The 14,887-nt window shown below is 32.3% G+C and carries 13 protein-coding genes; 3 read left to right on the forward strand and 10 right to left on the reverse strand.

Annotation, left to right across the window (positions count from 1 at the left end; translation table 11 throughout):
• Position 1: 1 nt before the first annotated feature.
• Together LG649_RS10040 and LG649_RS10045 are read right to left on the reverse strand one after the other, a co-directional pair.
• Entirely contained in the window at positions 2-769 is a 768-nt protein-coding gene (locus LG649_RS10040; protein ID WP_226543699.1) for an ABC transporter ATP-binding protein, read from the reverse strand.
• Complete coding sequence (locus LG649_RS10045) at positions 769-1,506, reverse strand: MlaE family ABC transporter permease (protein WP_226543700.1); 738 nt, start codon at positions 1,504-1,506, stop codon at positions 769-771. The genes LG649_RS10040 and LG649_RS10045 overlap by 1 nt, the downstream gene beginning before the upstream one ends.
• A gap of 104 nt (positions 1,507-1,610) precedes the next feature.
• Here LG649_RS10045 and pafA point away from each other — a divergent pair, with 104 nt between their 5' ends.
• Together pafA and LG649_RS10055 are read left to right on the forward strand one after the other, a co-directional pair.
• Positions 1,611-3,248: an alkaline phosphatase PafA gene (gene pafA, locus LG649_RS10050; RefSeq protein WP_226543701.1), complete on the forward strand. Its 1,638-nt coding sequence runs from the start codon at positions 1,611-1,613 to the stop codon at positions 3,246-3,248.
• Positions 3,248-4,054: a DNA/RNA non-specific endonuclease gene (locus LG649_RS10055; protein WP_226543702.1), complete on the forward strand. Its 807-nt coding sequence runs from the start codon at positions 3,248-3,250 to the stop codon at positions 4,052-4,054. The genes pafA and LG649_RS10055 overlap by 1 nt, the downstream gene beginning before the upstream one ends.
• 95 nt (positions 4,055-4,149) lie before the next feature.
• On the opposite strand, the gene LG649_RS10060 is transcribed toward LG649_RS10055, so the two are convergent.
• The 5 genes from LG649_RS10060 to gcvP all read right to left on the reverse strand — a co-directional run bounded on the left by LG649_RS10060 (position 4,150) and on the right by gcvP (position 10,988).
• Positions 4,150-4,359, reverse strand: a complete 210-nt coding sequence (locus tag LG649_RS10060; protein WP_226543703.1) for a hypothetical protein — start codon at positions 4,357-4,359, stop codon at positions 4,150-4,152.
• Positions 4,360-5,208: a glycosyltransferase family 2 protein gene (locus LG649_RS10065; RefSeq protein WP_226543704.1), complete on the reverse strand. Its 849-nt coding sequence runs from the start codon at positions 5,206-5,208 to the stop codon at positions 4,360-4,362. It lies immediately after the preceding gene.
• A 2-nt stretch (positions 5,209-5,210) separates the two neighbouring features.
• Positions 5,211-6,116 carry an FkbM family methyltransferase gene (locus LG649_RS10070; protein WP_226543705.1) on the reverse strand — a complete coding sequence of 302 codons (906 nt, stop codon included), beginning with the start codon at positions 6,114-6,116 and terminating at the stop codon, positions 5,211-5,213.
• An 862-nt stretch (positions 6,117-6,978) separates the two neighbouring features.
• Entirely contained in the window at positions 6,979-8,037 is a 1,059-nt protein-coding gene (locus tag LG649_RS10075; RefSeq protein WP_226543706.1) for a 3-oxoacyl-ACP synthase III family protein, read from the reverse strand.
• A 101-nt stretch (positions 8,038-8,138) separates the two neighbouring features.
• The gene (gcvP, locus tag LG649_RS10080; RefSeq protein ID WP_226543707.1) at positions 8,139-10,988 is read right to left on the reverse strand and encodes an aminomethyl-transferring glycine dehydrogenase; all 2,850 of its coding nucleotides are present in this window, start codon (positions 10,986-10,988) and stop codon (positions 8,139-8,141) included.
• A 119-nt stretch (positions 10,989-11,107) separates the two neighbouring features.
• On the opposite strand from gcvP, the gene LG649_RS10085 reads away from it, so the two are divergent.
• Positions 11,108-11,941: a UbiA prenyltransferase family protein gene (locus LG649_RS10085; protein ID WP_226543708.1), complete on the forward strand. Its 834-nt coding sequence runs from the start codon at positions 11,108-11,110 to the stop codon at positions 11,939-11,941.
• Here LG649_RS10085 and LG649_RS10090 read toward each other — a convergent pair.
• The 3 genes from LG649_RS10090 to LG649_RS10100 are packed head-to-tail and all read right to left on the reverse strand — an operon-like array spanning position 11,927 to position 14,827.
• A complete protein-coding gene (locus LG649_RS10090; RefSeq protein WP_226543709.1) occupies positions 11,927-12,181 on the reverse strand; it encodes a hypothetical protein in 255 nt (84 codons plus the stop codon). The two genes, LG649_RS10085 and LG649_RS10090, sit on opposite strands and share 15 nt — an antisense overlap.
• A 2-nt stretch (positions 12,182-12,183) precedes the next feature.
• Positions 12,184-12,738: a sigma-70 family RNA polymerase sigma factor gene (locus tag LG649_RS10095; RefSeq protein WP_226543710.1), complete on the reverse strand. Its 555-nt coding sequence runs from the start codon at positions 12,736-12,738 to the stop codon at positions 12,184-12,186.
• Between the two features lie 46 nt (positions 12,739-12,784).
• Entirely contained in the window at positions 12,785-14,827 is a 2,043-nt protein-coding gene (locus LG649_RS10100) for a M3 family metallopeptidase (RefSeq protein ID WP_226543711.1), read from the reverse strand.
• Between the last annotated feature and the right edge of the window lie 60 nt (positions 14,828-14,887).

Below are 14,887 nucleotides of genomic sequence, written 5' to 3' on the forward strand. Positions count from 1 at the left end.
ACTAAACGTTATCTTCCAGGTACATTCGGCGAACTTTTTTAAATAAGTTAGACGAGTAAACAAAATCTGTAACAGATGTATTATCGGTTTTAAAAATAGTATGCTTTGAGCCTTCCCATTCTTTTAAGCCAAGTTTTAAGAACACAATTTTTTCACCAATTTCCATTACAGAATTCATATCATGCGAATTAATTACAGTTGTTATTTGATATTCTTCGGTAATTTCTTGTATTAAATTATCAATAACAATTGAGGTTCTCGGGTCTAAGCCGGAGTTTGGTTCGTCGCAAAATAAATATTTTGGTTTATTTACAATGGCACGTGCAATTGCCACACGTTTTTGCATTCCTCCAGAGGCTTCGCTAGGCATTTTATTATGAGCATCATCTAAATTTACCCGTTTAAGAACAAAATCTACACGATCTTCCATTTCGCTTTTGCTTTGTTTTGTAAACATTTTTAAAGGAAACATAACATTTTCGGCAATCGTCATAGAATCAAATAAAGCACTTCCTTGAAAAACCATACCTATCTCTGCACGAATATTACGCTTTTCATCTTCAGATAGCTTTGAAAAAATTTTGCCATCATAAGCAATGCTTCCTTGTTCGTAATCAAATAGGCCTAATAAGCATTTTAAAAAAACGGTTTTACCAGAACCACTTTGCCCAATAATCAGGTTGGTTTTACCTTTTTCAAAAGTGGTTGTAATGCCTTTTAAAATATGAGCATTTCCAAACGATTTATGTAAATTTTTAACTTCTATCATTATCCTAACATCATATCGGTTAATAAATAATTTAGTAAAATAATAACAACCGAAGTCCAAACAAACGAGGTCGTACTTGCTTTACCAACTTCTAAAGCGCCACCTTTCATATAATAACCATAATAAGAGGGGATAGTAGCTAAAATAATAGCAAACACAAATGTTTTTATAAAAGCGTAAATAATATGAAAAGTTTCAAATTCGGTTTGTATGCCCGTTACATAATCTGCTAGAGTAGAATAACCTCCATAGATACATGCTGCCATGCCTCCCAGAATACCTAAAAACATGGCTATAGATATAACAAACGGGTAAAGTAAAAGTGCAATAAATTTTGGAAAAACTAAATAGTTTAAAGAGTTTATACCCATAACTTCTAATGCGTCAATTTGTTCTGTTACGCGCATGGTTCCTATGCTAGAGGTTATAAACGAGCCCACTTTACCAGCCATAATTATAGATATAAATGTTGGTGCAAATTCTAATATAACAGACTGTCTTGTAGCAAAACCTACAAGGTACTTGGGTATTAAAGGGCTGTCAATGTTTAAGGCTGTTTGTATAGTAACAACGCCTCCAACAAAAAAGGCTATAAAAGATACTATACCCAACGATCCAATTATTAAATCATCTATATCTTTTAGTATAAGTTGTTTCATAACACTCCACTTAGTGGGTTTACGAAACATTTCGGCAGTCATTAAAAAATAAGCTCCTATATTTTTTAGGTAGGTCATATAAATATATATTATTGCTAAATTAAAAAAACTTAAGCGTATTTAACCTTAAATTTAAATTAAGATGTTATAAATATGTATTTTTGAAGCATAAATTTTTTACCATGATTAGAAAAATAATTATCCCTGTTTTAACTGTAATTGTTTGTTTTTCCGCGAAAGCGCAAACTATAAATACAAACGAAAACCCAAAATTAGTTGTTGGTATAGTTGTAGACCAAATGCGATACGATTATTTAACACGTTTTTATAACAAATTTGGAGAAGATGGTTTTAAACGCATGGTAAATGAAGGGTTTAATTGTAAGAATCATCATTTTAATTACATACCTACAAAAACAGGTCCAGGTCATGCTTCGGTTTTTACAGGAACTACACCTAAATATCATGGTATTATAGCAAACGATTGGTACGATAAATACGAAAAAAAAATGGTGTATTGTGCTGAAGATGATTCTGTGCAATCTGTAGGAACAGAATCTAGCGACGGACAAATGTCTCCTCGTAGAATGCAAACAACTACTTTTGCTGATGAAAATCGCTTGTTTACTCAAAATCTAGGAAAAACCATTGGTATTTCTATTAAAGACAGAGGTGCAATTTTACCTGCTGGCCATACAGCAAATGCAGCATATTGGTTTAGAGGTAAAAGTGAAGGTAAGTTTATTTCAAGCACTTATTACATGAATGAATTGCCTAATTGGGTAACATCATTTAACAAATCTAAAACTGTAAAATCGTATTTAAAAGACTGGAATACGCTACAAAATATTGAAACATATACAGAAAGTGGAGCCGATTTAAATGAGTTTGAAGGCGGTTTTAGAGGTAAAGAAACACCTACATTTCCATACGATTTAAAAAAACTTAGTAAAGTAAACGGCGGTTTTGATATTTTAAAAGGCACACCATATGGTAATAGCCTTGTAATAGATTTTGCTATTGCAGCATTAAAAGGAGAGGCTTTAGGTACAGATAATATTACAGATGTGTTAACCGTTAGTTTTTCTAGTACCGATTATGTAGGGCATAATTTTGGTGTAAACTCTAAAGAAGTTGAAGATACTTATATCCGTTTAGATAAAGATTTAGAACGTTTTTTTAAGGTATTAGATGCCGAAGTAGGTAAAGGAGAATATACCGTATTTTTAACCGCAGATCATGGTGCTGTAGATGTGCCTTCTTACTTACGAAAAATGCAAATTCCTGCAGGATATTTAAATAATAAAGAAACCAAAGCTAAATTTGCAGCATTTTTAATGGATACTTTTGGAGTTGATAATTTAATTGAAAACATTAGTAACGATCAAATATTTTTAAATCACGAAGCTGTAAAAGCTACAAATAAAACTTTAACCGAAGTTGAAGCGATTATTGTAGATGAGCTTATAAACTATAAAAACGTTTACAAAGTATACGCAGCCTCTACAATACACAACAGTGGTTTTAACTCAGGAATGGAGCAATTACTGCAAAAAGGTTATAGCCAAAAACGTTCTGGAGATGTTCTAATAATAGCCAACCCAAATTATATTTCTTACAGTAAAACGGGTTCTACACATGGTAGCGGATTTAAATATGATACCCATGTACCATTATTATTGTTTGGAAAAGGAATAAAACATGGCGAAACATTGCAAAAAACAGTAATTCCAGATATAGCACCAACTATTTCTGCTTTATTAGGTATAAGTTTTCCTAACGGTACAACAGGCGAACCATTGGAATTTGTGCTGGATTAATGAATAAAAGAACTATATATTCTGCAATAGCCATTATTTTAGTTATTGGTGTTTATGGTTACGAACATTTTCTAAAGGAAGAAGATAAAGTTGAAACTGTTTTAGAAGGCACTAAAGCAAAACAAAATACAAACGAGTATTTTCTGCCAACAAGCACAACGGGTCAAATAGTACATCATAGCGGATATTCGTTATCGTATAGTGAAACTCATGAACAAGCAGAATGGGTGGCGTACGAATTAAAAAAGGAGCATTTAACTAATACTAATTTTAAACGTCCTTATTTCGAAATTGATGATGCCGTAAAAACAACGGCTGCACATTGGAGAAATTATAAAAATTCGGGTTACGATCGCGGGCATCTTTGTCCTGCAGGCGATAGAAAGTATAGTAAAACGGCTCACGACGAAACATTTTTAACCAGTAATATAAGTCCGCAAGAGCACGAATTTAATGCTGGAATTTGGAATACTTTAGAGCAAAAAGTACGCTATTGGGCTAATAAATATAATGGTGTTTTTGTTGTTACAGGAGGTGTTTTACAAGGTAATATGAAAACTATTGGTAGCGAAAATGTATCGGTGCCTAATAAATTTTTTAAAGTATTAATTGACAACAATACAGGCACTACTAAAATGATTGCTTTTTTATTACCACATGAAAATTCACGAAAGCCTTTATATGAATTTGTTGTTTCTGTTGATGACATTGAAGCCTTAACAGGAATAGATTTTTTTCCAGAATTAGATGATGATATAGAAAACAAACTTGAAGCTTCAAGCAGTTATAAAGGTTGGAGTTTTTAGGGGTGTTAGTTGTTAGTTGGTGTCCTGCTGAGCGCAGTCGAAGCATAACATCTAAATTACAACGATTTAACCTTACAGCAATAGCATTTAACTACTTAATGCTTTTGGGTTGCAATGTAATAGGCTCGACTTTTAATGTTACAACAACCTTGATGCTTAGTGCTGTCTGATTTTAAACCATTAGGAGCCATACAGCTTTTGGAGGCAATTGTATTTTTTAATGCGATAATTTTAGGTTCAGGTTTTAACTTGCTTAAAAAGTAAGTTCCAAGGCCGATTAAAACTATAAGTGTAAAATATTTCATTTATTTTAATTTTTTAAGCATGCCGTTCCAGCGTAAGTTTCTAATAAATTTTCCTTCTTCTTTATTTACTAAAAATTCAGGTTTCTCTTTTAAAGCTTTAAAATATCCAGATATATAATCTAGAAATAACTTAAAACTACGTTTTTTATAAGCTAATTTTAAAGCTGAAATTAATGTAATAACAAAGCCATATCTCATTTTGTACATGGCTTCCCCTTGTAAATATTTCGATGCTTTATTATAACTAACGCCAGTTGGCTTTAAATGTTTTACATGAAGTGTTTCATCGGTTAAAATTTCCCAACCGTAGTATTTAGCCAAAAGCTCATCTACTGTATCCCAACCCATAGAAGGTTTTAGTTTACCAATATCTGAAAAGCATTGTTTTCTGTAAGCTTTTAAAGCACCACGAATATGGTCTTTACGGGTTAGGTTCTCTAAAACCCAATGATTGTTTTTTTCAATGTAACAAAAACCTGCAGCCATTCCTAATTTAGAATTATTTGAAAAATGATCAGCGATAGATTCTAAGTAGTTTTCTGGAAAAATAAGGTCGGCATCGAACTTACATAGCACATCATAATCATCATTTATAACATTAAAACCTTTGTAAAATGCGTTAATAATTTTGCTTCCTGGTAAGTGTTTGTTCGACGATTTCGAGTTGATTAACGTAATCCAATCGTGTTTTTGGCAATAATTTTCAATAATACGCTGCGAATCGTCGGTAGAATTATCATTAACCACAACAACTTGTTTTGGTCTAAGGGTTTGTTTAACCAAAGATTCTAGGGTTAAACCTATAACATCTTGCTCGTTATGTGCGGGAATTATTATTGAAAAGTCCATTATTAATCGGTTATAAACGTTTCAATTAAATTTAATTTAGATTTTGGTACAAAAAAGCAATTTCTTATGCCGTTGTCTTTAGACCTTGTAATAGTTTTAACTTCTTTTAATCCTTGTTTTGTGTGGTTAAAAAACAGATAATTTAAGCTGTTAAAAAAGTCATCCAATTCATTTTCAATTGTATTGTATAACGTTTCGCAAATAACAATAGGTTCATGTTTGGCAATGGTTTCTTTACTAGCTTTTAAAATAGTAATTTCGGTACCTTCGGTATCCATTTTAATGAGGTCTATTTTGCTTAATTTATTTTGAGTTACAAACTCTGAAAGTGTAGTTGCTGTTACTGTGTTTTTTATAAAATTTCTAGAGGATGTTTTAGTGCCCGCATTACCTTCGCCGGCTAGGTCATGCTCCAAATATGTGTATTTTTTACTTTTTACTTCATAAAAATCGATAGTTCCAGAGTTATCACTTAAAGCCAGATTAATAGGTGAAATTATCGATTCAAAATTATTAATAAGTATATTTTTTTTTAAAAAATGTTTTGGGCCTAGGGCAGGTTCAAAAGCGTAAATCTTAATTTCTGGATTCGCTTTTGCTGCTATTAGCGAGTAATACCCAATATTTGATCCAATATCTAGAAAATTTGTAGTTTGCTTACATAATTTTTCGAAAATTTCTGAATACTCAAAATATTTATATCCTTTCCAAAAAAGCAATTGCGTTAAGTAACTTGTTTGGTTTGTGGCTATTTTAATAATTCCCGAATCGGTTTTTAAGTTAAGAATACCAGAAGGAGGGATCTTTATTTTTTTAGGAATAAATGGGTTAATAACATAATTTATATTTCTTAAAACATAATTAATATGTTTTTGATAGATTAATTTATAGATAATTTGTAATATCATTATGTTTTTTCAATCTTAAAAGGAGTTTGTAAATATATTTACAATTATAAAAAAGATGGGTGTTTTTCGTTCTAATTTTAATTTTTATGTATTTTTTTAATGCTAACATTAAAAATAAATTCTAGGTTTATACTGTTAATAGCTATAAAAAAATAAATCAAGCTCAAGGCGGTTTTAATACAGCACTTGTTACAGAATATTTTTTTGGAGAATCTGTTACAAATATAGGTGATTTAGATGGCGGAAAATTATTTGTTATAAACGGTTAAAAGTATAGGTAAAGTATCTAATAAAGATGGTACGGTATCCGAAAATTATTTTTAGAGTTATTAAGAGTTTTGTTTTGCTGGAGATTTAGATAGTGTGAAGGTGGTGTAATATTCTTATTTCAGGTGTTACTAGTAATTCTATCTTTAGCGTTAGTTATAATGATGTTTAAATGCGTTCTCTTACTTTAAATTGTAATTGAAATGGATAATTAGAAATTACAGGATTAAGCGAACGTTTATTAAGTTATTTAATAAAAGAACCCTGGAAATCATGCTAAGTGGTGTTGTTAAATGTTATTTTAGAATGTAAAACGTAATCGAATGATGAACTGTGTTTTAAATTAAAACCTTATTTTACGCCAAACAATGATGGTGTGAATGATTTTTGGAATATTAAAACGATGTTTAAAACGATTATACTATTTATATTTTTGATAGGTACGGAAAGCTTTTAACAACTTTAACCACACAAAGCAACGTATGCGACGGCACATATAGTTAATATGCCGTCCAATGATTATTGGTGTTTAGCGAATATTACATAAATGTTGCTTCAAACCAATTTAAATATCACTTTGCATTAAAACGATAAATTAATATTTGTAAACAATAGCGTTTATGTGCATGCCAGCACCTACGCTTGCAAATATAATAACATCTTCAGCATTTAATTCATGGTTTTCTAATTGATTTCGTTTAACTAAATCTAGCAATGTAGGTATAGTTGCTACAGAACTATTTCCCAATTTATGAATACTCATTGGCATAACATGTTCTGGAGCTTCTAAATTGTAAAGTTTGTAGAAACGCTCTAAAATGGCTTCATCCATTTTTTCGTTAGCTTGATGTATAAAAATTTTTTTTACTTCAGAGATAGAAACCCCACTGCTATCTAAACAGGTTTTCATGGCTTGTGGTACATTTGTTAGGGCGAACTCGTATATTTTTCGGCCGTCCATTTTTATGTAGCGTGTATCATTAACAGTCTCTTGCTTATTAGATTTACCAAAGTATAAATAGTAGGCTTCATCATATGTAAAACTAGCTGTTTCGTGCGCTAAAATACCACCATCATTATCTGTTGTTTCAATAATAGTTGCACCAGCACCATCAGAAAAAATCATCGCATCTCTATCGTGTTTGTCTACAACTCTAGAAAGTGTTTCTGTACCAATTACTAAACAGCGTTTAGCCATACCGGATTTAATGTATGCTTTGGCTTGTATAACACCTTCTACCCAACCTGGGCAACCAAAAAGAATATCAATGGCAACACATTTTGGGTTTTTTATTCGCAAACTGTGTTTAATTCTAGAGGCTAGGGAAGGTAGTAAATCGCTTTGAATGGTGTTGTGTTTAACATCTCCAAAATTGTGAGCGACAATAATATAATCTATAGTTTCAGGGTCTATTTTAGCGTCATCAATGGCACGTTCTGCGGCAAAAAAGCCCAAATCTGAAGAATTTAAATGTTCTTTAGCGTATCGCCTTTCACTAATACCAGTTATGGCTTTAAATTTTTTAACAATTACTTCATTGGGATGTTTAATTAAAGATCCGTCTGAGTTTAAAAATTCGTGATTATGAAAATTTTCGTTTTTCTCTATAGTACTTGGTATATAACTACCTGTACCTGTTATCTTGATATTCATAGAACTAAAAATGCCTTATTTATGTAGCCTTGCAATGTAAAGGCTTTTAGTAAAAATGCATTTTTAATTTTATAATTTATTACGATGTTCAAAGGCTAGTTTTAAGCCTCAATATAATCCTCAATAGGTGTGCATGAACATACTAAATTACGGTCGCCAAAGGCATCATCAACGCGACGCACACTTGGCCAAAACTTATTGTTTTTTACGTAGTTTAACGGAAATGCAGCTTTTTCTCTTGTGTATGGTAAATCCCACTCGTTGGCGGTAATCATTTCTAAAGTGTGAGGTGCATTTTTTAATACATTGTTTGGCTCGTCTTTTGAAACAGAATCGATTTCATTTTTAATCGAAATCATAGCATCACAAAAACGATCTAATTCTGCTTTACTCTCACTTTCGGTAGGCTCTATCATTAAAGTGCCAGCCACAGGGAAAGAAACTGTTGGCGCATGAAAGCCATAGTCCATTAAGCGTTTTGCAATATCTGAAACCTCAATACCATTAGCTTTAAAAGGACGACAATCAACAATCATTTCGTGAGCCGCTCTACCACGTTCACCAGAGTATAAAGTATCAAAACTCCCTTCTAAACGCTTTTTAATATAATTAGCATTTAGTATGGCAATTTTAGTAGATTCTGTTAAGCCTTCTGCTCCTAACATTTTTATATATCCATACGATATTAAACATACTAATGATGAGCCAAAAGGAGCGCCAGAAATTGCAGAAATTGCTTTTTTTCCTCCAGTTTTTACAACAGGATTTCCAGGTAAAAACGGAACCAATTGTTTGGCAACACAAATAGGTCCAACACCAGGGCCACCACCACCGTGTGGAATTGCAAATGTTTTATGTAAATTTAAATGACAAACATCGGCACCAATTTGCCCAGGATTAGTTAAGCCAACTTGTGCGTTCATGTTAGCGCCGTCCATATATACTTGTCCGCCGTTGTCATGAATAATTTTAGTAATTTCTTTAATAGCCGATTCGTAAACCCCGTGAGTGGATGGGTAAGTTACCATTAAACAAGATAAATTATCTTTGTGTAATTCTGCTTTTTCACGTAAATCGTCGACATCAATATTTCCTTTTTCTGTAGATTTTGTTACAACAACCTTCATTCCTGCCATTACTGCGCTTGCAGGGTTTGTTCCATGAGCTGATGATGGGATTAAACAAATGTTTCTATGATGATCGCCACGAGATTCATGGTAAGCTTTTATAACCATTAAACCAGCAAACTCACCTTGTGCACCAGAGTTTGGTTGTAAAGATGTTGCTGCAAAACCTGTAATTTCGGTAAGTTGATCTTCTAGTTCTTTTAAAACCGTTAAATAACCTTTGGCTTGTTTGGCTGGTACAAAAGGGTGAATGTTAGCCCATTTAAAAAAACTTAAGGGTAGCATTTCTGAAGCAGCATTAAGCTTCATGGTACAAGAACCTAATGATATCATCGATTGATTTAAAGCCAAATCTTTGCGTTCTAAAAATTTAATGTAACGCATTAATTCGGTTTCGGAATGATAAGTGTTAAATACTTCTGAAGTTAAGAAACTAGAATTACGTTGAAGGTTGTTATCAATGTTATTTCTTTCTTTTATATCGTTTATTTTGATAGTTTTTTTATCTGCAGCCTCTGCAAAAACTGAAACTATGTAATTTAAATCACGAATAGAAGTGGTTTCGTTAATTGAAATTGTTACCGTTTCTTTATCTGGATAATAAAAATTAACTTTCTTCTTGGTGGCAATTTTTTTAATGGTTTTTGCCTTAGCTTTTATTAGGAGCGTATCAAAATACGATGTGTTTTCTTGTTCGTAACCTAAATCATTTAAAGCCTTTTCTAAAGCTACAGTTTTACTGTGTACACTATTTGCTATAAATTTTAAGCCTTTAGGCCCGTGATAAACAGCATACATGCTTGCCATAACAGCAAGTAAAACTTGGGCTGTACAAATATTTGAGGTGGCTTTATCGCGTTTAATATGTTGCTCGCGTGTTTGCAAAGCCATACGTAAAGCACGGTTGTCATCAACATCTTTTGTAACTCCAATAATTCGTCCAGGAATATCTCGCTTATAAGCTTCCTTGGTGGCAAAATAAGCAGCATGTGGGCCACCGTATCCCATTGGTATTCCAAATCGTTGTGTAGTACCAACAACCACATCGGCACCAAATTTACCAGGCGCTTCAAGTTTTACTAAACTTAATATATCGGCAGCAACGGCTACCTTAATGTTATTGCTGTTTGCTTTTTCTATAAAGGATTTTATGTCGGTAACTTGACCGTGTTTTCCAGGATATTGAAGTAGTGCACCAAAGAATTCTTGAGAGAAATCAAATTCACTTTCTTTACCAATAACCAATTCTATACCAATTGGTAAGGCTCTTGTTTGTAAAAGCGATAAGGTTTGCGGTAAAACATCTTCAGAAACAAAAAACTTATTAATACCTGCTTTTTTTTGATCGCGTGATCTAACTGCAAAAAGTAAGCTCATGGCTTCTGCTGCGGCGGTACTTTCATCAAGTAAAGAGGCGTTTGCTATTTCCATTCCGGTTAATTCAATAACCATGGTTTGAAAATTTAAAAGGGCTTCTAAACGGCCTTGAGCAATTTCGGCCTGATAAGGTGTGTAAGCTGTATACCAACCTGGATTTTCTAGAATATTTCGTTGTATAACGGCAGGTAAAATAGTAGGGTGGTAGCCTAACCCAATATAAGTTTTGTATGCTTTATTTTTTTTAGAAAGTTCATGAATATGCAATAAGTATTCATGCTCTGTCATGGGTTCGTCTAAATCGAGATTGTTTTTTAGTCGAATATCATCGGGAATAGTTTCATAAATTAACTGATCTAGCGAGTCAATTCCAATAGTTTCAAGCATTAATTGTTGGTCGTTTTCACGCGGACCAATATGACGAAGAGCGAAAGCATTTGTGTTCATTAAAACGAAATTGATATATTTTTCGCAAAAATAAACAATAAAATGCGTGTTTTGTTGCAAATAATGTAAAGTTTTCAACCAAATAAAAACCTTATTAACACTTTGGTTATTTTTGTAAGATGAAAGTATTAAAAAGACTTTTTAATTTTTATTTGCAAAGTAGTATTCATGTAGCTTTATCGGTTGTGTCACTTACGCTAATAACGCTTTTTGAGTTTAATATTTTATATACCCCGTCGTTACTTTATTTTGTTTTTTTTGCTTCGGTTACGGGCTATAATTTTGTTAAGTATTTTGGTGTCGCAAAATTCCATCATATTAGTTTAACAAAATGGCTTAAAGTTATCCAGATATTTTCGCTTATATGTTTTTTATTAATGTGCTTTTTTGCTTTTAAGTTAAGTAGTAAAACATTGTATTGCATTTTTGGTTTGGGGTTAGTAACTTTTTTATATGCTATACCGTTTTTGCCAAAGCACTTTTTTTTAGATAATAAACAAAACTTAAGGAGTATAGGTGGTCTTAAAATTTACTTAATTGGTTTAGTTTGGAGTGGTGTTACGGTTTTGTTACCAGTAATTGAAGGAGGACTATCTATTTCTGTAGATGTTTTTATAACGGCATTACAAAGATTTGTTTTTATAATTGCTCTTATGCTTCCTTTTGAGATACGAGATTTAAAATATGATAGTTTAAAATTATCTACAGTGCCTCAAAAAATAGGAGTAAAACCAACAAAAGGTCTTGGAGTGATTTTGTTGGTTTTATTTTTTATTATGGAGTTTTTTAAAGATGAGGTAAACTTGTTGTTTACAACTATTTTACTTTTTACAACAATTATAACATTATTGTTTATACTGTTATCAAAAGTTAAGCAAAAAGAATATTACAGTGCGTTTTGGGTAGAAGCTATACCTATTTATTGGCTTATGTTGCTTTTAATGTTTCGATAATTCTTTTTTAAACTTCATTTCTAACGCTTCTCTTTCTTTTAGATTAAGGCATTCAGCGTTCGATGACTTTACTACATTAGTAAGTTTTTTGTTTCTTTTGTAATATTTTTGAGTCACATTACAATATATAAGACGAATGTTTAATTTTATTTTTTCCCATGAGCTAGCCTCATCATATTGTGCTTTATCACAAATGTGTTTTGCTTCGTCACAACTTATAAATAATACGCTTTTCTTCATTTTTATAACCAGTTTTTTTCTAAACAATCTGCCATTGCAGTTCTTGCTCTATGAACTATTACCCAGAGGTTAGACGCTGTTATATTCAATTCATTACAAATAACTTCTGTTTCGTAATTTAAAATGGTTTTCATTTTAAAAACGTCAGCTTGTTTTTGTGGTAGTTTGCTTAAGCAGTTGTGAATAGCATCACCAAGTTCTTCGTTTTGTAAAGTGTCTTCAGCGGTTTTGTCAAAAGGATCGGCAACACGTTCTTCAAGCCAATCGCCTTCGCTTTCGGCATCATCGTTGTAACCTATTCTAACTTCAGCTTTTCCCTTATTAGAATTAATTTTCCTGTAATAATCTATAATTTTTCGTTTTAAAATAGAGATTAGCCATGTACGTTCGCTAGCATCTCCTTTAAAGTTTTTCATAGATTTTAATCCAGCCAAAAAAGTTTCGGAAACTAAATCTTGAGCCATTTCTCGATCGTTTACTCTCGATATAGTGTAATTAAATAAGTAATCGGAGTACAATTCGATCCACTTATTCGGGTTAATTTCATGTTTTGGCATGTTAAGTAGTTTTCTTTTTTCTCAAAAATAGGATAAAAAAATGAATTTATTTTTTAATTAACCCAGCGCGCTTCAATAAAGCTTCTGGCTGAGGTTCTTTTCCGCGAAAGCGTTTGTATAAAACCATAGGATCTTCTGTACCGCCTTGCGACAACACATTGTCTTTAAATTTTTTGGCAACCGTTTTACTGAATATTCCTTCTTCTTTAAAATATTCAAAGGCATCGGCATCTAAAACTTCGGCCCACTTATAACTGTAATATCCAGACGAATAACCGCCTTGAAAAATATGAGAGAACGATGTGCTCATGCAATTTTCGGCAACATCTGGGTACAATTGTGTGTTTTTAAAAGCTTCTAATTCATGTGCTTTAATTGAATTGATAGTTTCTGGTGACTCAATAGCATGCCAACTCATGTCTAATAAACCAAAACTTATTTGGCGTAAGGTTTGCATGCCTTCGTTAAATGCTGCCGAAGCTTTTATTTTTTCAACTAAATCCATTGGGATAACTTCGTCTGTTTCATAGTGCGTTGCAAAAAGTTCTAAAGCTTCTTTTTCGTAACACCAGTTTTCGAATACTTGACTTGGTAATTCAACAAAATCCCAGAATACGCTTGTTCCCGATAAACTTGGATAAGTGGTGTTGGCAAGCATACCGTGTAGGGCATGACCAAATTCATGAAAAAGTGTAGTTACTTCGTTAAAAGTTAACAGCGACGGTTTGCTTTTTGTAGGTTTTGTAAAATTACACACTATAGATATGTGTGGGCGATCGTTTTTATCAGCCTTTATATATTGAGGTTTGTAAACGGTCATCCACGCGCCACCACGTTTTCCTGCTCTTGGGAAAAAATCGGCATAAAAAATGGAAATATAATTGCCTTCGGTATCTGTTACTTTGTAGGTTAAAACGTCGTTGTGATATTTATCGATGTCGTTTATTTCTTCAAATTGAAGCCCAAATAGTTTATTGGCAATTGTAAATACACCATTAATTACATTTTCAAGTTTAAAATATGGCTTAAGTTTCTCGTCATCTAAATCAAACAATTTTTGTTTTAGTTTTTCTGAGTAATATGATGCATCCCATTTTTGTAATTGGTCTATTCCATCTAATTTTTTAGCAAAATCGCTCAGTTTGTCAAACTCTTGTTTGGCTGCTGGTTTTGCTTTTTGTAATAAATCGTTTAAAAATGTGGTTACGGTTTCTGGGTTTTTCGCCATACGCTCTTCTAACACAAAATGAGCATGAGTTTTATAACCTAGTAAATTAGCACGTTTATGGCGCAGTTTTACAATTTTTAAAACGATATCTTGATTGTCTAATTCATCATTATTAAAGCCTTTTGATGCAAATGCTAGCGAGAGTTTTTTTCGTAATTCTCGGTTTTTTGCATAGGTCATAAATGGTACATAACTTGGATATTGTAAAGTAATAATCCAGCCGTCTTTACCTTTTTGTTCTGCCGTATCTTTAGCATCTTCTATAGCGCTTTCTGGTAGGCCATCTAAATCGGCTTCGTTGGTAATATGTAGTTCGTATTTGTTGGTTTCGGCTAGAACATTTTCGCCAAATTTTAGGCTTAGTTGACTTAATTCTTTGTCTATTTCGCGAAGTTCTTGCTTTTTATCTTCTGGTAAATTAGCACCATTTCGTGAAAAGCCTTTATATTTTTTGTCTAATAGTGTTTGTTGTTCGGTAGTTAAATTTAAGTCGTCTTTAGCATCGTAAACTGCTTTTACACGTTTAAATAATGCTTCGTTTAATGTTACATCGTTACTGAATTCTGATAGTAATGGCGATACTTCTTGAGCTATTTTTTGTATTTCTTCGTTAGTTTCGGCAGAATTTAAATTAAAAAATATGCTAGATATTCTGTTTAACTGATCACCAGAAAAATCTAAATCTTCAATAGTATTTTTAAAATTTGGAGCTTCAGGATTATTAGTAATGGCATCAATTTCAGCTTTAGCATCTTTGATGCCTTGTTTAAAAGCAGGAAGAAAATCTGCGTTTTTTATTTTTGAAAATGGTGCGGTATTGTAATTTGTTCTAAATTTTTTATTTAAAATATTTTCGGCCATTTTTTGTGTAGTATGTTAAAAAAAAATTTTATTATGAGCGCATAATATTTTTTTGTATTA

Origin of the sequence: Neotamlana laminarinivorans (assembly GCF_020523925.1) — a bacterium.
Classification (GTDB): domain Bacteria; phylum Bacteroidota; class Bacteroidia; order Flavobacteriales; family Flavobacteriaceae; genus Neotamlana; species Neotamlana laminarinivorans.